Below are 23326 nucleotides of genomic sequence, written 5' to 3'. Positions count from 1 at the left end.
ATGCAGCCATATCCTGACTCGCCTTCACGGGAAACGAGCTTTCAGGCAGCCGCCGTATTCTCCCGCAGCAATCTCTCGGCGGCCGCGCGCGCTTCGTCGGTGATGGTGGCGCCGGCCAGCATGCGCGCGATCTCTTCCTGGCGCGCCGCCCGGTCCATTTCGGCGATGCCGGTCGCGACCTTGTCGGTGCTGCCGGACTTGGAGATCAGGAAGTGCGTCGCCGCGCGGGCCGCCACCTGCGGCGCATGGGTGACCGAGAGCACCTGCACGCGCCTGGACAATCTTGCCAGCCGCTGGCCGATGGCATCCGCGACGGCGCCGCCCACCCCTGTGTCGATTTCATCGAAGACCAGCGTTGGCGCCGAGCCCCGGTCGGCCAGCGCCACCTTCAGCGCCAGTAGGAAGCGCGAAAGCTCGCCGCCGGAAGCAACCTTCATCATCGGCCCGGGTCGCGTGCCGGGATTGGTGCGCACCCAGAACTCGATCTGGTCGATGCCCTCTTCCATGCGGCTCTCGGCCTCGCTCTTCATCTCGACGATGAAGGCGGCGCGTTCGAGCTTAAGCGCCGGCAGTTCGGCCATCACCGCCTTGGTCAGCCCGACCGCCGCGGCATGGCGAAGCGAGGACAACTGCGCGGCGGCGATATCATAGGCTTCGCGCGCTGCGGCCGCCTGCTTTTCCAGCCCATGAAGGCGCTCCTCGCCGGCATCGAGATCGGCAAGATCGGCAACCATCGTGTCGCGCAATTGCGCCAAATCATCGACGGCAACGCTGTGCTTGCGCGATGCCGCGCGCAGCGAAAACAATCGCTCTTCCGCCTTTTCCAGCCGCTGTGGATCATATTCGGTGGCGCGCAAAGCCGCCTCGACACCCGACTGCGCCGCGTCGAGCGACAGCATCGCCTCATCCAGCGACTTGACCACTTCGTCGAGCAGCCCGGGGGCCTCGCCGGCCTTGCGCTGCAACCGCCTGAGCAGGCTGGCCAGTTGCGGCAAGGGCGAGGATGGACCCGAAAGCACGTCCTGCGCGTCGTGGATTTCGGAGGCGATCTTCTCGGCCCGCATCATGTGGGCGCGCAAGTCGGCAAGCTCAGTCTCCTCACCCGGCTGCGGATCGAGCTTGGTCAGCTCCGTGACCGCTGCGCGCAGGTAGTCCGCTTCGCGCGCCGCCGCCGCCACCTTGGCACGATGGCGCGAGAGCTCCTGCTCGCAGGCGCGCCAGTGCCGCCAGGCCTCGGCCGCCGACCGGACGGCGCCGAGATGGCCGCCGAAGGCGTCGAGCACGTCGCGATGCGCGCCGGGATCGACAAGGGCGCGTTCGTCATGCTGGCCGTGGATCTCGACCAGCGCGCGGCCGACGTCGCGCATCAGCGTCACGCTGGACGGCTGATCGTTGACGAAGACGCGGGTGCGGCCGTCCACAGTCTGCAAGCGGCGCAGGATGATGTCGCCGTCGTCCTCGATGGCATTCTCGGCAAGCAACGCGCGCACCGGATGGTTGCGCGGCACGTCGAACACGGCAATCACCTGGCCCTGTGCCGCGCCGTGGCGCACCAGGGAAGCGTCACCGCGAGCCCCAAGCGCCAAGGACAGAGCGTCGAGCAGGATGGATTTTCCGGCGCCGGTCTCGCCCGTCAGCACCGAGAGACCGGGCTGGAAGTCGATATCCAGCTTCTCGATCAGGACGATATCGCGGATCGACAGCCTGGAAAGCATCGTTACGCCTGCATCAGGCGCCGGTGATCAGTTTCCCGGCCTTGGATATCCACGAGCCGGCATTCTCGCGCGGCGCAAGCCCGTTGCTCTGCAGGAGCTTGTAGGAATCCTTGTACCATGGGCTGTCGGGATAATTGGTGCCGAGAACGGCGGCAGCGGTCTGCGCCTCCGAAGTCAGGCCCATCGCATAATAGCTCTCGGTCAGGCGCGCCAGCGCCTCCTCGACATGCCGGGTGTTGGAATAATTCTCGACCACATTGCGAAAGCGCTTGACCGCGGCGATGTATTCGCGGCGTTCGAGATAATAGCGGCCGATCTGCATCTCCTTGCCGGCGAGTTGGTCGTTGGCGAAGCGGATCTTTTCCTTGGCGTCATCGACATATTCTGAATTAGGCCAGCGCGTCACGAGATCCTGCATGGTCTGCACGGTCTGGCGCGCTTCCTTCTGATCCTGCGTCACGTCCTTGATCTGGCGGTAGTAGCTAAGGCCGATGATGTACTGCGCATAAGCCGCGTCATCCGTTGACGGATACAGCGTCAGATAACGCTTGGCCGACGAGATCGCTTCGTCGTAGCTGCCCTTGCGATAGTCGGCGAACGCGCCCATCACCATCGATTTGCGGGCCCACTCCGAATAAGGATGCTGGCGGTCGACCGCGTCGAACTTCTTGCTCGCCTCGTCGAGGCGTCCGGCATTCAGATTGGCGAGCCCTTGGTTGTAGAGAACGTCGGCCGGTTCGGTCTGGTCGACATAGGTCGACAGGTCGATATCTTTTTCCGACGACATGCAAGCAGACAGCAAGAGCGATGGAACAACCACCGAAAGCGCCAGGAAAACGGACCGCTGCGGCGCTTTCAATTGACCGACTCGCTTGAAGAACATGATTGGATTGCGCCCTTTCGGCGTTATTTCAGTGCCTGTTGCATATCGTTTCCCCAAAACTGGTCCCCACTTCCAGGCGACATGCACTATCGACGGCAGCAGCCATAAACCATAACCGCCTTGCCCGGCAACGCTATGTCTAGGCAATCGAACATTTTTGTGGCGGCCGGGCCGCGCCGGAGCATCCCTGCGATTTCGCCGGCAAATGATGCATTCATGCAACACCAGCGAGCTGCGATGGCATCCGGAAAGTGGCGGCGACTCAGATCATCCAGGGCGCATAGAGAGGCGCGTTGACGGCGCTCATCTCGGCCGCACGGCCGCGCTCGCGGCGGGTCGTTTCGACGATCTCGAACGCGGTACGGTCCGACAGCACGCGCCGCAAGGCGGCCGCATTCAGCCTATGGCCGCCACGATAGGAGCGGAAGCAGCCGATGAAGCGGGCCCCAGCCAGTGCCAGGTCGCCCATGGCGTCCAGCGTCTTATGGCGTACGAACTCGTTGGGGTAGCGCAAGCCGCCCATGTTGATGACGCGGTTGTCGTCACCGATGACCAGCGAATTCTCAAGCGAGGATCCCAGCGCATAGCCGGCGGCCCACAGCCGCTCGACGTCCTTCATGAAGCCGAAGGTGCGGGCGCGCGCGATGTCGCGGCGGAAAATGTCCGCATTGATGTCGGACGCGAACAGCTGCCGGCCGATCGCCGGGCTTTCGAAATCGATCTCGACCTCGAAGCGAGTGCCGTCATAGGGCCTGAACTCAGCCCAGGAGGCGCCGTTCTCGATGCGGACCGGCTTGACGATCCGGATGTAGCGCCGCTTGACCGACAGCGTTTCGATGCCGGCCTGGTCTATGGCCTCGACGAACGCCATGGCGCTGCCGTCGAGGATAGGGACCTCATGGCCGTCGATCTCGATGATGACATTGTCGATGCCGAGCCCGAACAGCGCCGCCATGATGTGCTCGACCGTGGCGATGTGCTCGCCAGAGGGATCACCGAGCATGGTGCACAGGTCGGTTGCGCCGATCTCGGAAAACAGGGCGCGGAACTCGCGACCTTGCCCGTTCTCACTAAAAAGCTGGAAAACAATGCCGGTGTCGGCATCCGCCGGGAGAAAGCTGATGGAAACTTCCTTGCCGCTGTGAACGCCGGTGCCCGTAAGCGACGCGCGCGTCTTCACTGTCGTCTGATAGTCGTGCAAGACAATCCCCATAAGCCCAAAATGCCTAGGTCCGCTTCTCCAGCCCGAGGGGCGCGGCTCTCTTGTAAAAATCGGCAGGCCAGGTCACTTCCCCCGAAATCCCGGCAAACCGACGACGGTAGGCAGCGAAGATAATGTCCCGTCAGGGATAGTCCAAATCACGGTTTCTTACTCTTTGTAACCGCAACCGACATATGGATAGCCTCTTAAGTGCTTGAATTTGCATTCTTTTAAACGTTAACAGGCAAGCAATTCCTTGCTTGCCTGTTAACAATTGTTACAGCCCGTTAACCGCTCAGTTGGCCTGGCGACGCAGGAACGCCGGAATTTCCAGCTGGTCGTCCTCCTGAGTCGCCCTGGCCTGCGGCGTCAGGCGGCCTTGGTCGTCGAGCTGGCCGCGACGAGGCGCGTAGAGCTGCGCGTCCTGGCTTGCCAGACGGCGCACTTCCGGTGCGGCCTGACGCAGCTTGGGCTCGCGCGGCTGCGCCGGCTGCAGGCGTGCAGGCTCTTCCTCGCGGCGCGTCAGGCCGTTGGTCAGACGCTTCAAGAGCCCCATCGGTCCGCTGTTCTCATGGTCGGCCGGGCGGCTCTTGGCGTCGACCTCGGCCTTCACGACAGGCGGAAAGTCCTCGACGCGCGGCATGCGCTGGGGAGCCATCGCGACCGGCTGCTGGACTTCGCGCAGGATCTCGCGCGGCTGAGGCGCCGGCTGGATCTGCTGGACCACGGGCTGCACCATCGGTTGCGGCTGCGCCGGCGGAGCCTGGAAGATCTTGCTCTGCGGACGGAAATCATCCGCATGGGCAACCGGCGCCGGACGGGCTTGCGCCATCGCCGCGGCGTTTGCTTCGGCCAGTTGGATCGCTTCCGCGACCGGATCGGCGGCGCGCGGCTCGTACGCAGCCTGCTGGACCGGCGCGGGGCGGCTTTCCGCCGCGGCAACGGCCGGGCGGGCGGCCGGCTTCTGCGGCGCGGTGCGGATCGAGATCGGCGCGGCGGCGATTTCGGCCGCCGACTTGTCGATGCCGGTGGCGACAACCGAGACGCGGATGACGCCTTCGAGCTCCTCGTCGAAAGTGGCGCCCAGGATGATGTTGGCGTCCTGGTCGACCTCCTCGCGGATGCGGGTCGCCGCTTCGTCGACTTCGAACAGCGTCAGGTCGCGGCCGCCGGTGATCGAGATCAGCAGGCCCTTGGCGCCCTTCATCGAGGTCTCGTCGAGCAGCGGGTTGGCGATCGCGGCTTCCGCGGCCGCCATCGCGCGGCCCTCGCCCGATGCCTCGCCGGTGCCCATCATCGCCTTGCCCATCTCGCGCATCACCGAACGAACGTCGGCGAAGTCGAGATTGATCAGGCCTTCCTTGACCATCAGGTCGGTGATGCAGGCTACACCCGAATAGAGCACCTGGTCAGCCATGGCGAACGCGTCGGCGAAGGTGGTCTTGTCATTGGCCAGCCGGAACAGGTTCTGGTTAGGGATGACGATCAGCGTGTCGACGCATTTCTGCAATTCCTCGATGCCGAAATCCGCCGTCTTCATGCGGCGCTGGCCTTCGAAATGGAACGGCTTGGTGACGACGCCGACAGTGAGGATGCCCTTCTCGCGGGCGGCGCGCGCCACGACCGGCGCCGCTCCCGTGCCCGTGCCGCCGCCCATGCCCGCGGTGACGAAGCACATATGGGTGTTGGACAGGTGATCGATGATCTCGTCGATGCATTCTTCCGCCGCCGCGCGGCCGACTTCCGGCTGCGATCCGGCGCCGAGCCCCTCGGTGACATGCGCGCCGAGCTGGATCAGCCGGTCGGCTTTCGACATGGTCAGCGCCTGCGCGTCGGTGTTGGCGACAACGAACTCGACGCCGCGCAGACCGGCGGTGATCATGTTGTTGACGGCGTTGCCGCCGCCGCCGCCGACGCCGAACACGGTGATGCGTGGCTTAAGCTCGGTGATGTCCGGCTTTTGCAGATTGATGGTCATTGTCTCCGTCCTTTGCCTTTCCTGCCGCTTCGCCGCCGCGGCCACTTATGGGGCTGTCCCCGTCAATTAGAAACTGTCTCTCAACCACTGACTCATGCGATGCAGTTTTCCGCCCGTTCCGGTCATTCTGAGACCGGAAATTCCTTTCGCCGGATGGCTCTCGAAGCTCGCCATCTGCGGGTAGATCAACAAGCCGACGGCCGCCGAGAAGGCCGGCCCCTTCGCCGCTTCGGGCAGGCCCGCCACGCCGAGCGGGCGGCCGATGCGCACATTGCGCCCCAGGATGCGGCGCGCCGCTTCCGGCAGGCCGGCAAGCTGGCTGGCGCCGCCGGTCAGCACCACGCGCTTGCCCACCGCATTGCCGTAGCCGGACTTGTTCAGCCGGTCGCGCAAAAGCTCGAGCGTCTCGTCGATGCGGGCGCGCACGATGCGTGTCATGACGGAGCGCGGAATCTGGAGCGGCACTTCGCCCTCGTCGCCGATCGGCTGGATCGAGACCAGGTCGCGGTCATCGGCGCTGCCGGGCAACGCCGAACCGTGCATCACTTTCAGCCGCTCGGCGGCATCGAGCGAGGTCGACAGTCCCTTGGCCATGTCCAGCGTGACGTGGTTGCCGCCGATGGCGATGGCGTCTCCATGGACGAACTTGCCTTCCGAAAACACCGAGATTGTCGTCGTGCCGCCGCCCATATCGATGCAGGCGGCGCCCAGTTCCAGCTCGTCGTCGACCAATGCCGCCAGCCCGCTGGCATAGGGCGTCGCCACCATGCGCTCTACCGAAAGATGCGAGCGGTTGATGGAGAGTTCCAGGTTGCGCATCGGAGCGGCGTCGCCGGTCAGCACATGCATGTCGACGCCAAGCGTGTCGCCGACCATGCCGCGCGGATCGCGCACGCCGCGCTCAGCGTCGAGCGAGAAGCCGACGGGGAGCGAATGGACCACCTCGCGCTCGGTCTTCAGCGCCTGCTTGGCGCCGGCACCGAGCACCCGCTTGATGTCGGCCTCGTCGGCCTCATGGCCACCGAGATTGATGGTTGCCGAGAAGGCTTCGCTCTTCAGCCGGCCGGCGGTCATGTTGACGATCAGCGAATCGACCGTCAGCCCGGCCATGCGCTCGGCGGCGTCGACGGAGAGGCGAATGGCGTGTTCGGCACGGTCGAGATCGATGACGACGCCCGATTTGACGCCCTGCGACTTCTGGTGTCCGATGCCGATCACCTGGATGCGGTGCGAGCGTCCGCGCAGCAGCTTGCCGTCATCGCATGGCTTCAGCTTCGCCACCATGCAGCAGACCTTGTTCGAACCGACATCCAGTACCGTCAAGGTGCCGGAGCGGCGCGACGAGGCATCGCTTGAACCGCCAAGCCAGCTCATATCTTCGTCTCCGGCTTGCGCTTCAGCATTTTCGGCTTCTCGTTGAGCGCGGCTTCGCGCTGGGTCGCCGCCTCCGGCGTCAGTTGCACGACCAGCCGGTCGGACAGCCGCATGTCGACGGCGGCGATGTCGCGCGACAACAGCCCCTTGTCATGGTCCATGCCGACGAGTTCGGCGAGTGCCTGATCCTCGCCATCCTCGGGAAGCTTGACAGTGATGCCGTTGTCGAGCTTCAGGTCCCAGCGCCGATCGCCGACACGGACATAGCCCCTGATGCGGGTCGCGAGATCCGGGTATTTTTCGATCTTCGCCAGGAATTCCGGCGCCTTGGCCGGCGCGCCGGCTCCGATCAGCAATGGCAGCAGCACCTGCTTGCCACCCGAGAACGGTGCGATAACGGCACCGTCTTTTTCGATGACGGAGAGATCGCTGCCCTGCTGCCAAAGCGCGAACGCCTGACGCTCCTCGACGCGCACCTCCAACGTGTGCGGATAGACCTTGCGCACCGCGGCGACCTCGATCCAGGGCAAGGTGGCGATGCGTTCCCGCGCCGCCTCGGCATCGAAGCCGATCAGCGACGTCCAGCCATCGAGCTCGAGCCTGTCGAGAATATCGATCTCGGACGTCTGGCGATTGCCGACCACCTTGACCTGGTCGACGGCAAAGCCGGTCCGGGCAGTGATGCTCTGGACGATGCCGTCGGCATGACCGCCGAGATAGGCGCCATAGGCGCCGCTCGAGGCAATGAGCACTGCCGACATGATCGCGGCGGAGAAGCGCGGCGCCTGGAATTCGCCCTCGCCCAGGCGCGCCAGGATACGCACCGGGCGGCGAAGCACGCGCGGCAGCACGAAATGGTCGAACGACAATGGCAGGCTGAACAGCGCCGGCCCGGCCACGCCCTTCCCCTTGCCCTGCCCCCATTTCAACGCAGACACGAAGCGTCCTCCACCATCCAACTCAACAGATCGCCGAACGAATGCCCTGCCTGGGCGGCGATTTCAGGCACCAGAGACGTCGGCGTCATGCCCGGCTGGGTATTGACCTCGAGCCATACAACCTCGCCATTTTCGGAGTGACGATCGTCATAACGGAAGTCCGACCGGGAAACGCCCCGACAGCCGACAGCTTGGTGAGCCTTGAGCGCCAGTGTCTGTATTTTTTGGTAAATATTCGGTGAAACTTTTGCGGGGCATTCGTGTTTTGATCCGCCCGCGACATATTTTGAATCGTAGTCATAGAACGAATGGCCCGTCGGGATGATCTCGCAGACGCCAAGCGCCACGTCGCCCATGACGGCACAGGTCAGCTCGCGCCCATGGATGTAACGCTCGACCATGACGGTATCGCCATATTTCCACTCGGACGAGCCGATGACCTGCGGCGGATGCGACTGCCCCTCATGCACGATCACGACGCCGAAGCTCGACCCCTCATTGACCGGCTTCACCACATAAGGCGGCTTCATCGGATGGTTGTTCTGAATGGCGAAGCGATTGGCGACCTTCGATTCGGCGACGGGGACACCGGCCAATTTCACGACTTTCTTCGACTGCTCCTTGTTCATCGCAAGCGCCGAGGCGAGCACGCCGGAATGGGTGTAGGGAATGCCGAGATATTCGAGAATGCCCTGAATGGTGCCGTCCTCGCCAAAAGGACCATGCAGCGCATTGAAGGCGACATCGGGCCTGAGATCGGCAAGCACGGAGCCGACGTCGCGCCCGACATCGACGCGCGTGACTTGATAGCCTTCCGTCTCAAGCACACCGGCACAGGCCTTCCCCGAAGACAGGGACACGGGCCGCTCGGACGAGAAACCACCCAGCAGGACGGCCACATGCTTGTTTTTCATTCCCCGTCATCCCCTCTCACGGCGGATCAAAAACCAAGATTTCCGCAACATTGAGTCCGAGTCTCCCGGCAGGTTGCCCCCCAGACGGAAAACGCGGGAAACGCGTCGAACGACTCAAATCAGGAAACGCTTTGGAGCAGAGAATCAGAGAGTTGATTCACTGGCAAGTGCTTATGATTCCGGGAGATTCACTTTCTGAGAAAATGGATGCGAAAACCGCGCTGTTGAGTCTTTGGAGCAACGGTCGCGCGGTCGTTCCGGACCGGTTGAAGTTCATGCGTCACATGAACTTCAACCGCGGCTAGAGCAGCTGTCCAAGAAACTCCTGCACGGCGTGTCCGGGGCGGAAGTCCCCGATGCGCTTGATCTCCCAGTGCAGCCGGATGCCGGAATGTTCGAGCACCCGCGTGCGCACCGTTTCGCCGAGATATTCGAGTTCGTAGCCGGTCGCTGTCCCGGTGTTGATCATGAAATTGCAGTGCATGGGCGACATCTGCGCGCCGCCGATCAGCAGGCCGCGGCACCCGGCCTTGTCGATCTCTTTCCAGGCTGAGGTGCCTTCAGGATTCTTGAAGGTCGAGCCACCGGTCTTCTCGCGGATCGGCTGCACCGTCTCGCGATGGTTCTGCACCGCGTCCATCGCCGCCTTGATCACTGCCTTGTCCTCGGCAAAGCCCTCGAAAATCGCCGAGGTGAAGATCAGCCCGGACGGTGCCGACGAGTGCCGGTAGGCATAGCCCATATCGGCATTGCTCAGCGTCTGGACGTTGCCTTTGCGGTCGAGCGCACGCACCTCGACGACGCGCTCGCGCGTCTCGACGCCATTGGCGCCGGCGTTCATCCTCAGCGCCCCGCCGATGGCGCCCGGTATGCCGTGGTAGAAATGGAAGCCGCCGATGCCGGCTTCCAGCGCCACCGCGGCGATGCGCTTGTCGGGCGTGGCCGCGCCAGCCTTGATCGATGTCGGCGAAACAATTTCGGTTTCACCGAACCCCTTGGCCGACAGCCTTATGACGAAACCCGGAATACCCCCATCGCGCACAAGCAAGTTCGAGCCGACGCCGACTATGGTCAGCGGTATCTCTTCGGGAACCGCTTTCAGGAAAGCAGCGAGATCCGCCTCGTCCGCTGGCTGAAAGAGCGCCTCGGCCAGTCCTCCGGCGCGGAACCAGGTGATCTTGTCCATCTCGGCATTCGGCGTGATGCGGCCGCGCAGGCCGGCAAGCCGGCCGCCAAGTCTGTCGATCAGCGCCTGGCCCTGCATCATGAGACGGCCAGCTCCTTGGGCAGCGCATAGGCCCATTGCGTGATGTTGCCGGCGCCGAGGAAGACGACGAAGTCGCCGGGCCTGGCCAGATCACGGACAACAGGCGCTATTGCTTCCGGACCCTCGATGTAGCGCGCGTCGCGATGGCCCCCGGCGCGGATGCGCGACACCAGCGCATCCGAGGTCACGCCTTCGATCGGCTCCTCGCCGGCGGCGTAGACCGGCGCCACCATCACCGTGTCGGCGTCGTTGAAGCAGGCGGAGAACTCATTGAACAGATCATGCAGCCGGGTAAAACGGTGCGGCTGGGCAATGGCGATGACGCGGCCCTTGGTGGCGCTGCGCGCGGCTTTCAGCACCGCAGCGATCTCGACCGGATGGTGGCCGTAATCGTCGAACACTTCGACGCCATTCCAGGAGCCGGTTTGGGTGAAGCGACGCTTGACGCCGGCGAAGGACGACAGGCCTTTCTTGATCGCCTCGGCCGACAGACCGAGCTCATGCGCCACCGCGATCGCCGCCGTCGCATTGGAAACGTTGTGGCGGCCGGGCATCGGCAGGCGCAGATCCGATATCGTCGTCTGGCCGCGTCCCTTGCGGTCGCGGATCACCACGTCGAATTCCGAGGTCGCGCCGGCCATGCGATGGTTGGTGAAGCGCACGTCGGCCTGCGCGTTCTCGCCATAGGTGATGACGCGGCGATCCTCGATTCGGCCGACCAGCGCCTGCACCTCCGGGTGGTCGGTGCACATGACGCCGAAGCCGTAGAACGGCACGTTCTCGACGAACTGGCGGAAGGCTTCGCGCACCTTCTCGAAACTGCCGTAGTGATCGAGATGTTCGGGATCGATATTGGTGACGACGGCGATATCGGCCGGCAGCTTGAGGAAGGTCCCGTCGCTCTCGTCGGCTTCGACCACCATCCACTCGCCGTCCCCCATGCGCGCATTGGTGCCATAGGCGTTGATGATGCCGCCATTGATGACGGTCGGGTCGAGCCCGCCGGCTTCGAGCAGCGTCGCTACCATCGAGGTCGTCGTCGTCTTGCCGTGCGTGCCGCCGATCGCCACTGCCTGGCGGAAGCGCATCAGTTCGGCCAGCATTTCGGCGCGGCGCACGATCGGCAGCAATTTCTCCCGTGCCGCCTTCAGTTCGGGGTTGGATTTCTTGATAGCCGTCGAGACAACCACCACTTCGGCATCGCCGAGGTTTTCTTCCCTGTGGCCGACAAAGCATTCGATCCCCTTGTCGCGCAGCCGCTGCACATTGGCGCTGTCGGCCTGGTCGGATCCCTGCACCTTGTAGCCGAGATTGTGCAGCACTTCGGCGATGCCACTCATGCCGATGCCGCCAATGCCGATGAAATGCACGAGGCCTATGGTCTGCGGCATCTTCATGCGTGCGTTCCCTTCTTAAAATCCGAAACGGTTTTGCGGGACGCAATAGCCTCTGTGAGATCGGCGAGCAACCGTGCGGCGTCCGGTTTGCCGACCGACTTCGCCGCCGCAGCCATTGCCGTGAGCCGTTCGGGCTCGGCCATCAGGGCGCCGATCAGCGCCGCGATGCGCTCGGGCGAAAGTGAGGATTGCGGTTCCACTTCGCCACCGCCGGCGGCCGCAAGAGCGGCTGCGTTCGCGGCCTGGTCGTGATCGAGCGCATAGGGATAGGGCACCAGCAGCGCCGGCCGCCCGATGACCGCGATTTCCGAGACGGTCGACGCGCCGGAGCGCGACATCACCAACTGTGCGGCCGCTATACGCGCCGCCATGTCGCTGAAGAAGGGCGAGACCTCGACACCGACGCCAAGCGCTGCATAGGCCGCCTTCACCCGCCCGACATCATCGGCCCGAGCCTGCTGCGTGATCACCAGCCGCTTGCGGAGTGCGTCGGGGAGCAAGGCGACGGCCGCCGGCACCGCATCGGAGAAGAACTGCGCGCCCTGGCTGCCGCCGAACACCAGCAGGCGGAAGGGATCATCTCCGGCCGAGGCGACGTAGGCGGTCTTTGCGGCTTCGAGCACCTGTGGGCGAACCGGATTGCCTGTCGTCACCGTCTTGGCGCCGACGGCGCTTTCGTCTTGGGGCAGGAAGCCACCGGCAATCGCATCGACGCGGCTGGCCAGCGCCCGGTTGGCGCGTCCCATCACCGCGTTCTGCTCGTGGATCAGCGTCGGCACCTTGCGCCGCGTCGCGGCGTAGAGCGGCGGCAAGGTCGGATAGCCGCCAAAGCCGACCACGGTGTCGGGCTTGATCCTGCCGATGATGGCGGACGCCTGGCGCACGCCGCGCCAGATTTTCCAGAAAGCGCCAAGCAGGGCAACAGGATTTTTGGAGCCCAGCGTCGCGGACTGGATCGGGTGGATGGCGGCGGCCGGGAAGTGGCCGGCAAAGCGCTCAGCGCGGTCGTCGGTCGCCAGATGCACCGTCCAGCCACGCGCGTTCAACTCATGCGCCAGTGCCTCGGCCGGAAACAGATGTCCGCCGGTTCCGCCCGCCGAGAGAAGGATAACGCCTCTGGCCATGTCACTCCGCCGGCATGGCGCGCTGTGGCAAGGCAAAGCCCACCTGCTTGCGCTTTTCCGGTCGCTTGCGCGTCAGCGCCAGCACCATTCCCATCGAGATGGCGATGGCAATCTGCGAAGAGCCGCCATAGGAGATGAACGGCAGCGTCATGCCCTTGGCCGGCACCAGCTGCAGGTTGACGCACATGTTGATGACTGCCTGCAGGCCGAACACGGTGACGAGGCCGCCGACCGCATAGCGGGTGAAATCGTCATGCTCCTTCAGCGCCGTGTTGAGGCCGCGCAGCACGATGAAGGCGAAGATGGACATGATGAAGAAACACATGATCAATCCGAATTCCTCGCCCGCGACCGAAAAGACGAAATCGGCATGGCTGTCGGGGATGACCCGCTTGACGGTGCCCTCGCCCGGCCCGACGCCGAACCAGCCGCCATTGATCAATGCGTCGCGGCCCATATCGACCTGGAACGTGTCGCCTTCGCCAGTGAGGAACTTGTCGATACGCAGGGCGACGTGCGGAAATACCGTATAGGCGGCAAAGACGCCGCCGACGCCGGCCGCTCCGAGCACGACGATCCACAGCCATGGCAGCCCCGCCATGAAGAACATGATGCCCCAGGTGCCGGTCGTCAGCATGGTCTGGCCGAGGTCCGGCTGCGCCACCAGCAGCGATACGACCAGTACCAAGAGCAACATGGCGAAGAGATTGCCCGGAATGTCGGGCTGGCGCTTGTGTTCGGCGAACAGCCAGGCGCACATGATGACAAAGGCGGGTTTCAAAAACTCCGAGGGCTGGATCGACAGGCCGGCAAGCGACACCCAGCGCCGCGCGCCTTTCACCTCGACGCCGATGTAGAGCACCGCCACCATCAGCACCAGCATCAGGCACAGCATGATCAGCGCCATGCGCCGGATTTCTCTGGAATCGAGGAAGGACACCGCCAGCATCACGCCGAGCGCCGGCACGGTGAAGATGATCTGCCTGGTCGCGAAATGGAAACTGTCGAGGCCGATGCGTTCGGCGACCGCGGGACTTGCGGCGAAGGACAAAACTATGCCCAGCCCCATCAGCGACAGGAACGCCGCCAGAAACCAGCGATCGATGGTCCACCACCAGGTCGCAACCGGGCTTTTGTCGAGACGGCTCTGCATTATCGTGCCCCTCCGATGGGTTTGACGCCCTCGATAGCATTCGCAGCTTGCCTGAAGGCTTCGCCGCGGACCTCGAAATTCTTAAATTGGTCGAAACTGGCGCAGGCCGGCGACAACAGCACCACCGCCTCGCCGCCATCGTCCTTGGCCGCATCATGCGCGGCATGCTCGACCGCGGCTGCAAGCGTGCCCGATATCTCATACGGCACCGCCTCGCCCAGCGTCGCCGAAAAGGCCGGCGCTGCCTCGCCGATCAGATAGGCCTTGGCGATACGCGGGAAGAAGCCGCGCAGCGGCTCGATGCCGCCTTCCTTGGGCAGGCCGCCGGCGATCCAGTAGATGCGTGAAAAGCTCGACAGGGCGGGTGCCGCCGCATCGGCGTTGGTCGCCTTGGAATCGTTGACGAACAGCACGTGGTCCTTGCGGCCGACCTGCTCCATGCGATGCGCCAGGCCCGGAAAGCTTTCCAGTCCGGACTGGATCTCGCCGAGGTCGAGCCCGACCTTGAGGCAGGCGGCCACCGCGGCAAGCGCGTTTTGCGCATTGTGCTGCCCGCGCAGCGAGCCGATGCCTTCGAGGAAGGCGACCCGGCTGTAGCGGCCATGCACCGCTTCCATCAAATTGGTGCCATCGGCGAAATAGCCGTCGGTCAGCGGCAGCCGCTTCGAAATGCGGATGACGTGCCGCCCCGCCCGCTCCAGCCGTTCGGCAATCTGCGCACACCAGGAATCGTCGATGCCGACGATCGCGGTCTCGCTGCCGGCAACCAGCCGCTCCTTGATCGAAGCGTAATGCTGCATGGTGCCGTGACGGTCGAGGTGATCCGGCGTCAAATTGAGCAGGATGCCGGCCGTCGGATTGATCGATGGTGCGAGGTCGATCTGGTAGGACGAGCATTCGACGACATAGTGCCGGTCGGGTTGCGGCGGATCGAGTGTCATCACGGCGCGGCCGATATTGCCGCCCATCTGCGTATCGCGGCCGGAAGCCTTCAATATATGCGCCGTCAGCGCCGTGGTCGTCGACTTGCCGTTGGTGCCGGTGATGGCGATGAAGGGGGCGGCTGGCGCGCCGAGCGTCCGCTCGCGGCAGAAAAGCTCGACGTCGCCGATGATCTCGACACCCGAACCGCGCGCCAGTTCCACCGTCCAGTGCGGTTTGGGATGCGTCAGCGGCACGCCGGGCGACAGCACGAAAGCGGAGAACGTGGCCCAGTCGGCTGTGTGCAGGTCGCCGGTTGCAATCCCGGCGGCTGCCGCCTTGGCGACACTGTTGGGATTGTCGTCCCAGGCCAGAACCTCAGCCCCGCCCTCGATCAGCGCGTGCGCGGTCGCGATCCCCGAGCCGCCGAGCCCGAAGAGCGAAACACGCTTGCCTGCGAAGGATGCGGCGGGAATCACGGGGCGCGCCTATCTGAGCTTGAGGGTGGAAAGGCCGACCAGCGCCAGGATGACGGCGATGATCCAGAAGCGGATCACCACCTGGCTTTCGGTCCAGCCGAGCTTTTCGAAGTGGTGATGGATCGGCGCCATTAGGAACACACGCTTGCCGGTCATCTTGAAGTAGCCGACCTGGATGATGACGGACAGGATCTCGACCACGAACAGCCCGCCGACGATGACCAGCACGATCTCGTGCTTGGTGGCGACCGCAACGGTGCCGATCAGCCCGCCCATGGCCAGCGAGCCGGTGTCGCCCATGAAAATCGCCGCCGGCGGCGCGTTGAACCAGAGAAAGCCGAGGCCGGCGCCGATGACCGCGCCTAGCACAACAGCCAGTTCGCCGGTGCCGGGCACGAAATGGATCTGCAAATACTCGGCGAATACGGCATTGCCGGAGAGATAGGCAATGACGCCGAAGGACGCCGCCGCGATCATGATCGGCACGATGGCCAGGCCATCCAGGCCGTCGGTGAGGTTCACCGCATTGCCCGCCCCCACGATGACGAAGCAGGAGAACGGGACGAAGAACCAGCCGAGATTGATCAGGAATTCCTTGGCGAAGGGGAATGTCAGCGACGAGGAGAACGGCGCCTGGCCATTATGCATGATCGCCCAGGCGGCGATGCCGGCGATGACGAATTCGAGCGCCAGCCGCGCCTTGCCGGAAAAGCCGAGATGCGACTGCTTCGTCACCTTCAGATAGTCGTCGTAGAAACCTATCGAGCCGAAGCCCAGCGTCACCAACAGCACCACCCAGACATAGATGCTCGACAGGTTCGCCCACAGCAACGATGAGCCGATGATGCCGGACAGGATCATCAGTCCGCCCATGGTCGGCGTGCCGGCCTTCTTGAAATGGGTCTGCGGCCCGTCGGCGCGGATCGGTTGGCCCTTGCCCTGGCGCAACCTGAGCGAATTGATGATGGTCGGCCCGAAGATGAAGACGATCAGCGCCGAGGTGATCAGCGCCCCGCCGGTACGGAAGGTGATGTAGCGGAAGACATTGAAGACCGAGATCTTGTCCGCGAAATCGACGAGCAGTGTGAACATGCGCTTTTCGTCCCCGACTTGACCCTAGGTCTGTTTGCCGATTGTCGTTTCAGCCGGGAACTTGCCCAGCAACGCATCGACCAGCTTTGCAAAGCCGATGCCCTTCGACGATTTGATCATCACCACGTCGCCTGGCCTCAGCGCGGCAAGCAGCACCGGCTTCAATTCTTCGGCGCCGGCGCGGTATTCCGTCCTGATCTCGCCCGGCAGCGCTTCCGCCAGCGCCCGCATCTCCGGCCCGCCGAGAAAGACGGTCTGCGTGCCGGTGCCGACGATGAGACCGGCAAGTGCAGCATGCAGCTTGGCCGAATACTCGCCTAGCTCCAGCATATCGCCCAGCACGGCGATGCGGCGGCCTTCGCCCGTCACCGGCGTCGCGTTGAGCAGCGCCATGGCGGCCGCCATCGAGGCGGGGTTGGCGTTGTAGCTTTCGTCGATCAGCGTGATCGGTCCACCGGGGTGGCTTGAAGTCGGGCCGCCGGGATGATGCAGCACATGGCGTTTGCCGCGGCCGCGCTCAGCCGAGAGATCGGCCAGCGCCAGGGCAACCTTGTCGAGATCGGCGCCGACCAGACGGGCCGCGCCGAGGACCGCCAGAATGTTCTGCACCATGTGGCGGCCGGGCGCGCCGATGCGAGCCGTCACCTCGTGACCGCCGATCCTGGCGGCAATGTCGGAATGATCGGCATGGACCTCGCATTTGACCAGTCTGAAGGTTGAGCGCGCGTGCTCGCCGAACCCATAGACATGCTCGACGCCGGCGGCGTGCGCCATCTTGTCGAGAAGCTTGAAACGCGCGTCGTCGCGGTTGAGGATCGCCGCGCCGCCAGGTTCCAGCCCTTCGAAAATTTCGGCCTTCGCCTTGGCGATCTCGTCCAGATTGCGGAAGAAGCCGAGATGCGCCGCCGCGATCATGGTGACGATGGCGACATGCGGCCTTACCATCTTGACCAGCGGCCTGATCTCGTCGGGATGGTTCATGCCGATCTCGAACACGGCATAGTCGCAATCGGCCGGCATGCGCGCCAAGGTGAGCGGCACGCCCCAATGGTTGTTGAACGACTGCGCCGAGGCATGCACCTTGCCGACCGCCGACAGCACGTGGCGCAGCGCTTCCTTGGTGGTCGTCTTGCCCGCCGAACCGGTCACCGCGATGATCTTGGCCTGGGAACGGTCCCGCGATGCGACACCGAGCTTTTCCAGCGCCACCAGCACGTCCTCGACGACGATCATCGGCGCCGTCAGCCGGCCAAGCGACGGCAGCTTGCCTTCGGCCACGACCAGCACCCCGGCTCCGGCCTTGATGGCGGCGGTCGCGAAATCATGGCCGTCCATCGCCTCGCCCTTGATGGCGAAGAAGGCGTCGCCCGGCTGAAGGCTGCGGCTGTCGATCGAAATGCCCGATACGCCGTCCGGCATCGGTCCGATCGGTCGTCCGTCCATGGCGGCGACCAGCGTCTCGGATGTCCACAGCAAATTCATGCGGCACGCTCCAGCAGCGCGGCACGGACTTCTTCGTGGTCGGAGAAATGCAGGGTCTCGGTGCCGATCGTCTGGCCTTCCTCATGACCCTTGCCGGCCACGATCAGCGTGTCCCCGGCATGCAACATGGCAACGGCCTCGTGGATCGCCGCGCGCCGGTCACCGATCTCGATCGCGCCGGGAGCGGCGGCAAGGATCGCGGCCCGGATCGTCTCCGGCACTTCCGAGCGCGGATTGTCGTCGGTGACGATGACGACGTCGGCGAGCCGCGTCGCGATCTCGCCCATGATCGTCCGCTTGCCGCGATCGCGGTCGCCGCCGCAGCCGAACACGACGATGACCCGGCCGGTAGTGAACGGGCGCACCGAGGCAAGCACGTTTTCCAGCGCGTCCGGCTTATGCGCATAATCGACATAGACCGGCGCGCCGTTTGCAGTCGTCCCGACAAGGTCGAGCCGGCCGGGTGCGCCCTTGAGTTTCTCCAATGCCTTCAAGGCCTTGGCGACTGGCGTTCCCGTGGAGATGGCAAGCCCGGCCGAAACCAGCGCGTTGGCTATCTGGAAATCGCCGGCCAGCGGCAGGTCGATCTCGTAGAGCATCCCGTCGGCCTCGACCTCGGCACGTTGGCGGTGGCGCTCATGCTCGACCCGCTTCAGCGTCAGGAAATCGCCGTGGCGGCCGACCGTCAGCACGCCGAGCCTTGCGGCCTTCGCCGCCTGGATGGTTGGCGCCGACCACGGATCGTCGGCGAAGATCACGGCCGGCGCGCCCTTCGGCAGCAGCGCATCAAACAGACGCAGCTTGGCCCGGTGATAGTCCTCGACCGTCGGATGGTAGTCCATGTGGTCGCGGCCGAGATTGGTGAAGCCGCCGGCGGCCAGCCTGACGCCGTCGAGACGGCGCTGGTCGAGACCATGGCTGGAGGCCTCCATGGAGGCATGGGTGACGCCGGCGTCCGCCAGTTCAAGCAACAGCTGATGCAAGGCGACGGGATCTGGCGTCGTCAGCGAGCCATAATCGTTGCGGCCCGGCGCCACCACGCCGGTGGTGCCGATCGAGGCCGCGGCAAAGCCGGCCTGCTCCCAGATCTGCCTGACGAAAGCGGCGACCGAGGTCTTGCCGCTGGTGCCGGTGACGGCCACCATCGTCTGCGGCTGTTTGCCGAAATAACGGGCCGCGCTCAGGGCCAGCGCCAGGCGCGGGTCATCGACGGCCAACACTGGAACCGGCAGTCCCCCAAGGGCGCTGTCCTTGCCCGCGACGATGGCGGCAGCCCCTCGTGCGGCGGCGTCCGCGGCATAGGCGGCGCCATCCGCCTTGCTTCCAGCGAGCGCGAAAAAGACGACGCCGGGTTTTACCTGGCGGGAATCCGAAGAGATGCCGGTAACCTCCAGATCGGCGGAAGCTGTTCCTTCGACTGGCAGGATACCGGTTAGATTTTTGAGCTTCATCGAGTTCCGTTCACCGCAACAAAATAGCGCGCAGTTGCCGGCGCGCCCTAAGAATCATTGATAGGAAACCAGCGTTGCACCATTTTCATGGCTGAAATCTGGCTTCACGCCAAGCATGGCTGCGGAACGCCTGATGATATTGCCGGCCATGACCCCGGCATTCGCGGCCGCGACGTCCGTCATGCCCGGCTTTTCCGGGTGCGGAGCATCGGCAATCGTAAACACGAGATATTGCGGATCGTCCATCGGGAATGCGGCGACGAACGTATTGAAATTCAACTCCTTCGAGTAGCGGCCATTGATGACCTTCTCGGCTGTTCCGGTCTTGCCGCCAACGCGGTAGCCGGGGACCCTGGCATTTCTGGCCGAGCCCTTCTCGGCGTTGAGCATGTAGAGATAGCGCATGCCCTCGACCGTTTTGTCGGCTACCACTTTCTTGGCCGCCGCCATCGCGTCCTGCTGGCTGCGGATCAGGAATGTCGGCTCCATCAGATATCCGCCATTGATCAGCGCCGCGCAGCCGACAGCCGCCTGCAACGGTGTCGTCGACACGCCATGACCGAAGGCGATGGTGAACGAGTTGACCTGTTTCCAGACCTTCGGCTCAGTCGGACGAGCGACTTCCGGCAGTTCGGTCTGCATCTTGTCCAAGATGCCAAGACGATGCAGGAATTCGCGGTGCGCCTCGATGCCGACCAGTTCGGCCTCCCTGGCCGACCCGATGTTGGATGAATAGAGGAACACCTCCGGCAACGACAGCACGCGGTTCTTGCCGTGGAAATCGTGAATGGCCTGATGGCCGACCCGGATTGGATGCGAAGCGTCGAAGCGGCTCGCCATCGTCGCCTTGCCGGAATCGAGCGCCATGGCTGATGTGAAGCTCTTGAAGGTCGAGCCCATCTCATAGAGCCCCGCCGACATCCGGTTCAGCCGGTCCTTGTCTTGTGCATTGTAGGGATTGTTCGGATCAAAATCCGGCACCGAGGCCATGGCCACCACTTCGCCGGTCTTGACGTTGAGCACGACGGCGCCCGCGCCCATGGCGCGATAGCGCTCCAGGCCGGCAGCAATCTCGTCGCGCACCACGTGCTGGACGCGCAGATCGATCGAGAGCTTCACCGGCTTGAGATCCTTCGCCACCGCCAGGCCCGACGCCTGCAGGTCGCTCAGACCCTGCTCGTCGATATATTTCTCCATGCCGGAGATGCCTTGATTGTCGATATTGGTCAGGCCGACAATGTAGGACGAGGTTTCACCACTGGGATAGAAACGGCGCTTCTCGGTGCGGAAGCCGAAACCGGGAATGCCGAGCTGCATGATGTCGGCCTGCTGCTTGGGGGTCAGCTGCCGCTGCAACCAGACGAAGCCGGCGCCGCTCTTCAGCTTATGATACGTCTGCTCGTAATCGATCTCCGGCAGCACCGTCGACAGCTTTTCGATCGCCTCGTCGGCGTCGACGATGCGGCGCGGCTCTGCAAACAGCGATGCCGTCTTGATGTCCGTCGCCAGCACCTCGCCGTTGCGATCGACAATGTCGGGCCGCGAGGCCGTCACCCGGCTCTGCGGGCCGCCCGACATGTCGGGGGTCTGGAAGCCGAGATAGACCAGCCGCCCGGAAATGATCGAGAAGATGCCGAAGAACACCGCCATCGTCATGACGATGCGCGCCTTGCCCTTGCCTCCGGTCGCCTTGCGGGCGCCATCGACCACGATCGAACCGTCTTCGCTGGCCCTGGGGCGACGTTTCAGCAGTTTGCCGATCATTGGGCGATGCCTCCGGTCACGATGGGATCCTTGCCGTCCGAGGGTGTGTTGCCGGAATTGTCTGCCATGCCGCCTTGGCGCCCGTTCAGGATGTCCTGGATGTCGAGGGCTTTGGCTGGCAGGTCGCCGAGGCCGACGATCTGGTGCGCGCTGACCGGCTCCAGTTCAAGCTGCGACTTGTAGAGTTCGGCGAGCTTCTGTAGCCGCGACGGCTGGGTGAGCAGGCTCCAGTCAGCCTTGAGCAGGTCGATCGTGTCCTCCTCGTAGCGTATTTCAGCATGGATTTTCTGCACTGCAGCCAATTGGTCCTCGGCCTCGCGCTTGGTTTTGTAGGTCAGGGCCGCCGCCGAGACCATGACGGCGATGAGGACGATGTCGCTGGAACGAAACACGTGCTTACCTCTCCCCCGGCCGCTCGATGCCGGGAAGTTTTGGGCCGGGAAGTTTTGGAAGGCCGAAAATCGAAAAATCGACGGCACGCGCCGGCGCATCGGTGCGGATGGCGGCGCGCAGCCTTGCCGAGCGGGCGCGCGGGTTGGCCGCAGTCTCGGCATCACCCGGCGTCACGCCGCCGCCGGACTTGCTGAAGGTGGCACTGCGTGCCCGTGCCTCCGGCATGTGGCGCGAGCCGCTCGCGGCGTCGGAGCGATCGGCAATGAAGCGCTTGACGATGCGGTCCTCCAGCGAATGGAATGTCACCACGGCAAGTCGTCCGCCCGGCTTCAGCGCTCGCTCGGCGGCGAACAGCGCCTTGGCCAACTCACCGAGCTCGTCATTGACGAAGATGCGCAGCGCCTGAAAGACGCGGGTGGCGGGATGGATCTTGTCCTTCGGCGCCCGGCCGATATGCGTCTCGATGGCGTCGGCAAGCTCCAGCGTGCGCTCGAACGGACGCTTTTCGCGACGCGCTTCGATCATGCGCGCGATGCGCCCGGCGTGGCGCTCCTCCCCGAGGAAGCCGAAGATGCGGGCAAGATCGCCCGGCTTGAAGTTGTTGACGACATCTGCGGCGCTGAGGCCCGCCTGCGCCATGCGCATGTCGAGAGGCCCATCGGCGCGGAACGAAAACCCGCGCTCCGCCTGGTCGAGCTGCATCGAGGAAACGCCGATGTCGAGCACGACACCGTGGGCACTTTCGACATGCTGATCCAGCATCGAGAATGGCGCCTGCACCAATCGCAGGCGGCCGCCTGATTGGGCTTCGAGATTGCGACCAGCCGCTATGGCATCCGGATCGCGATCAATGGCAACCACGGACGCGCCGGCCGCCAGGATGGCCTTGGTGTAGCCGCCGGCGCCGAACGTGCCGTCGACGATGACGTCCCCTTCCGCTGGCGAGAGCGCCTGCAACACTTCGGCAAGGAGGACCGGAATGTGGCGGGCCGGTCCGCCAACGGCGTTGATATCATCGCCGTGGCCCACCGTCATTCCGGTCGCTCCCCAGGCTTCGTCCCCTGCCGAAGCTGCAAAAGCCGGGCCCGCGCCTGCGCTCCGTAGGCCGCAAGCCGTCCCGGCTCCCAGATCTGAAAGAAATTGCCGCGCCCGACAAAGGCTACTTCCGCCGAAAGGCCGGCATGTTCGCGGATGAAGTCGCTGATCGTGATGCGACCATCCTGGTCCAGCTTCAGGAATGTTCCGTCGCCATGGCAGAAGAACGACATGTCGTCCGCCGTCTGCTGGAACGGGTCCTCGAGCGCGATGCGCTGCTCGTAGCGGTCGAGCAGGTCGGGCCCGCCGACATCCATGGCCGGCAGATCCAGGCAACGCAGCGCGTAGAGATCCGAATAGCCGCGTTTCTGAACGACGGCGCGAAAATGCGCAGGAACGGACACCCGCCCCTTCGCATCGATCCTGCTCACCGTGTTCGACAGAAACCGGTCCATCACACGTCACGGCCGCTTGCGCCGCCGCACCCCTCTTCGTCGTGTTGCACGCGCCACCGCTACGCGTTCCCTGCCCTGAACCCGCCTCCGTGACAGGGGCGAAAACCGGCAAACGCGCAGCCGCCGCGGCTGCCCGATTGGCGTACGCTTCACTCTGACGCGGAACGAAGGCTTTGGTATCGATATGGGATATCATGGGGTGTTATGGGCGTCAACGGGAACAGGCTTCACAACATGCAGTCGCGACCGATGGAAGCGGCTTTGAAAACACGTCTCGTCTTTATGGATCATTAAGCCTAACGAAGCGTTT

General features: G+C 64.2%; 19 protein-coding genes. All 19 read right to left on the bottom strand.

Annotated features, from left to right (window positions below; all coding sequences use genetic code 11):
- Window positions 1-41: 41 nt before the first annotated feature.
- On the bottom strand, window positions 42-1715 hold the full coding sequence (gene recN / locus FJ867_RS10795) for a DNA repair protein RecN (protein WP_140495235.1): 1674 nt from the start codon (window positions 1713-1715) through the stop codon (window positions 42-44).
- A gap of 13 nt (window positions 1716-1728) precedes the next feature.
- Window positions 1729-2598 (bottom strand): outer membrane protein assembly factor BamD, encoded by an 870-nt coding sequence (locus FJ867_RS10790; protein WP_140623132.1) that lies wholly within the window; start codon window positions 2596-2598, stop codon window positions 1729-1731.
- Window positions 2599-2860: 262 nt separating this feature from the next.
- Complete coding sequence (lpxC, locus tag FJ867_RS10785; protein ID WP_140495231.1) at window positions 2861-3811, bottom strand: UDP-3-O-acyl-N-acetylglucosamine deacetylase; 951 nt, start codon at window positions 3809-3811, stop codon at window positions 2861-2863.
- Window positions 3812-4094: 283 nt separating this feature from the next.
- Complete coding sequence (ftsZ, locus tag FJ867_RS10780; RefSeq protein WP_140580006.1) at window positions 4095-5777, bottom strand: cell division protein FtsZ; 1683 nt, start codon at window positions 5775-5777, stop codon at window positions 4095-4097.
- Between the two features lie 66 nt (window positions 5778-5843).
- On the bottom strand, window positions 5844-7151 hold the full coding sequence (gene ftsA, locus FJ867_RS10775; RefSeq protein ID WP_140495227.1) for a cell division protein FtsA: 1308 nt from the start codon (window positions 7149-7151) through the stop codon (window positions 5844-5846).
- A complete protein-coding gene (locus FJ867_RS10770) occupies window positions 7148-8089 on the bottom strand; it encodes a cell division protein FtsQ/DivIB (protein WP_140495225.1) in 942 nt (313 codons plus the stop codon). The genes ftsA and FJ867_RS10770 overlap by 4 nt, the downstream gene beginning before the upstream one ends.
- Window positions 8077-9003 carry a D-alanine--D-alanine ligase gene (locus FJ867_RS10765; protein WP_140567367.1) on the bottom strand — a complete coding sequence of 309 codons (927 nt, stop codon included), beginning with the start codon at window positions 9001-9003 and terminating at the stop codon, window positions 8077-8079. The genes FJ867_RS10770 and FJ867_RS10765 overlap by 13 nt, the downstream gene beginning before the upstream one ends.
- A gap of 301 nt (window positions 9004-9304) precedes the next feature.
- On the bottom strand, window positions 9305-10270 hold the full coding sequence (gene murB / locus FJ867_RS10760) for a UDP-N-acetylmuramate dehydrogenase (protein WP_140495221.1): 966 nt from the start codon (window positions 10268-10270) through the stop codon (window positions 9305-9307).
- A complete protein-coding gene (gene murC / locus FJ867_RS10755; RefSeq protein ID WP_140495219.1) occupies window positions 10267-11667 on the bottom strand; it encodes a UDP-N-acetylmuramate--L-alanine ligase in 1401 nt (466 codons plus the stop codon). The genes murB and murC overlap by 4 nt, the downstream gene beginning before the upstream one ends.
- Window positions 11664-12791 carry an undecaprenyldiphospho-muramoylpentapeptide beta-N-acetylglucosaminyltransferase gene (gene murG, locus FJ867_RS10750; RefSeq protein ID WP_140559522.1) on the bottom strand — a complete coding sequence of 376 codons (1128 nt, stop codon included), beginning with the start codon at window positions 12789-12791 and terminating at the stop codon, window positions 11664-11666. The genes murC and murG overlap by 4 nt, the downstream gene beginning before the upstream one ends.
- A 1-nt stretch (window position 12792) precedes the next feature.
- Window positions 12793-13944 carry a putative lipid II flippase FtsW gene (ftsW, locus tag FJ867_RS10745; protein WP_140516599.1) on the bottom strand — a complete coding sequence of 384 codons (1152 nt, stop codon included), beginning with the start codon at window positions 13942-13944 and terminating at the stop codon, window positions 12793-12795.
- Window positions 13944-15344 carry a UDP-N-acetylmuramoyl-L-alanine--D-glutamate ligase gene (murD, locus tag FJ867_RS10740; protein ID WP_140817355.1) on the bottom strand — a complete coding sequence of 467 codons (1401 nt, stop codon included), beginning with the start codon at window positions 15342-15344 and terminating at the stop codon, window positions 13944-13946. The genes ftsW and murD overlap by 1 nt, the downstream gene beginning before the upstream one ends.
- Window positions 15345-15353: 9 nt before the next feature.
- Window positions 15354-16436 carry a phospho-N-acetylmuramoyl-pentapeptide-transferase gene (gene mraY, locus FJ867_RS10735; protein ID WP_140495211.1) on the bottom strand — a complete coding sequence of 361 codons (1083 nt, stop codon included), beginning with the start codon at window positions 16434-16436 and terminating at the stop codon, window positions 15354-15356.
- 24 nt (window positions 16437-16460) lie between these two features.
- Entirely contained in the window at window positions 16461-17918 is a 1458-nt protein-coding gene (locus FJ867_RS10730) for a UDP-N-acetylmuramoylalanyl-D-glutamyl-2,6-diaminopimelate--D-alanyl-D-alanine ligase (RefSeq protein WP_140685484.1), read from the bottom strand.
- Complete coding sequence (locus FJ867_RS10725) at window positions 17915-19369, bottom strand: UDP-N-acetylmuramoyl-L-alanyl-D-glutamate--2,6-diaminopimelate ligase (RefSeq protein ID WP_140521215.1); 1455 nt, start codon at window positions 19367-19369, stop codon at window positions 17915-17917. The genes FJ867_RS10730 and FJ867_RS10725 overlap by 4 nt, the downstream gene beginning before the upstream one ends.
- 54 nt (window positions 19370-19423) lie before the next feature.
- On the bottom strand, window positions 19424-21133 hold the full coding sequence (locus tag FJ867_RS10720; protein ID WP_140580012.1) for a penicillin-binding protein 2: 1710 nt from the start codon (window positions 21131-21133) through the stop codon (window positions 19424-19426).
- Window positions 21130-21525, bottom strand: a complete 396-nt coding sequence (locus FJ867_RS10715; protein ID WP_140580013.1) for a hypothetical protein — start codon at window positions 21523-21525, stop codon at window positions 21130-21132. Before FJ867_RS10715 ends, FJ867_RS10720 begins: the two co-directional genes overlap by 4 nt.
- Before the next feature lie 4 nt (window positions 21526-21529).
- Window positions 21530-22561 (bottom strand): 16S rRNA (cytosine(1402)-N(4))-methyltransferase RsmH, encoded by a 1032-nt coding sequence (gene rsmH, locus FJ867_RS10710; protein WP_140580014.1) that lies wholly within the window; start codon window positions 22559-22561, stop codon window positions 21530-21532.
- Window positions 22558-23016 (bottom strand): division/cell wall cluster transcriptional repressor MraZ, encoded by a 459-nt coding sequence (gene mraZ, locus FJ867_RS10705; protein ID WP_140495198.1) that lies wholly within the window; start codon window positions 23014-23016, stop codon window positions 22558-22560. The genes rsmH and mraZ overlap by 4 nt, the downstream gene beginning before the upstream one ends.
- Window positions 23017-23326 lie beyond the last annotated feature (310 nt).

The organism is Mesorhizobium sp. B2-5-3, from assembly GCF_006441005.1.
Taxonomy (GTDB): domain Bacteria; phylum Pseudomonadota; class Alphaproteobacteria; order Rhizobiales; family Rhizobiaceae; genus Mesorhizobium.
The sequence above is the reverse complement of the archived record's forward strand: the minus strand, read 5'-3'. Positions and strand labels throughout refer to the sequence as shown.

Excerpts from the sequence above, each read along its gene's own strand:
- recN (WP_140495235.1), bottom strand. The coding sequence starts at position 1,715 with ATGCTTTCCAGGCTGTCGATCCGCGATATCGTCCTGATCGAGAAGCTG.
- FJ867_RS10790 (WP_140623132.1), bottom strand. The coding sequence starts at position 2,598 with ATGTTCTTCAAGCGAGTCGGTCAATTGAAAGCGCCGCAGCGGTCCGTT.
- lpxC (WP_140495231.1), bottom strand. The coding sequence starts at position 3,811 with ATGGGGATTGTCTTGCACGACTATCAGACGACAGTGAAGACGCGCGCG.
- ftsZ (WP_140580006.1), bottom strand. The coding sequence starts at position 5,777 with ATGACCATCAATCTGCAAAAGCCGGACATCACCGAGCTTAAGCCACGC.
- ftsA (WP_140495227.1), bottom strand. The coding sequence starts at position 7,151 with ATGAGCTGGCTTGGCGGTTCAAGCGATGCCTCGTCGCGCCGCTCCGGC.
- FJ867_RS10765 (WP_140567367.1), bottom strand. The coding sequence starts at position 9,003 with ATGAAAAACAAGCATGTGGCCGTCCTGCTGGGTGGTTTCTCGTCCGAG.
- murB (WP_140495221.1), bottom strand. The coding sequence starts at position 10,270 with ATGATGCAGGGCCAGGCGCTGATCGACAGACTTGGCGGCCGGCTTGCC.
- murC (WP_140495219.1), bottom strand. The coding sequence starts at position 11,667 with ATGAAGATGCCGCAGACCATAGGCCTCGTGCATTTCATCGGCATTGGC.
- murG (WP_140559522.1), bottom strand. The coding sequence starts at position 12,791 with ATGGCCAGAGGCGTTATCCTTCTCTCGGCGGGCGGAACCGGCGGACAT.
- ftsW (WP_140516599.1), bottom strand. The coding sequence starts at position 13,944 with ATGCAGAGCCGTCTCGACAAAAGCCCGGTTGCGACCTGGTGGTGGACC.
- mraY (WP_140495211.1), bottom strand. The coding sequence starts at position 16,436 with ATGTTCACACTGCTCGTCGATTTCGCGGACAAGATCTCGGTCTTCAAT.
- FJ867_RS10730 (WP_140685484.1), bottom strand. The coding sequence starts at position 17,918 with ATGAATTTGCTGTGGACATCCGAGACGCTGGTCGCCGCCATGGACGGA.
- FJ867_RS10725 (WP_140521215.1), bottom strand. The coding sequence starts at position 19,369 with ATGAAGCTCAAAAATCTAACCGGTATCCTGCCAGTCGAAGGAACAGCT.
- FJ867_RS10720 (WP_140580012.1), bottom strand. The coding sequence starts at position 21,133 with ATGATCGGCAAACTGCTGAAACGTCGCCCCAGGGCCAGCGAAGACGGT.
- rsmH (WP_140580014.1), bottom strand. The coding sequence starts at position 22,561 with ATGACGGTGGGCCACGGCGATGATATCAACGCCGTTGGCGGACCGGCC.
- mraZ (WP_140495198.1), bottom strand. The coding sequence starts at position 23,016 with ATGGACCGGTTTCTGTCGAACACGGTGAGCAGGATCGATGCGAAGGGG.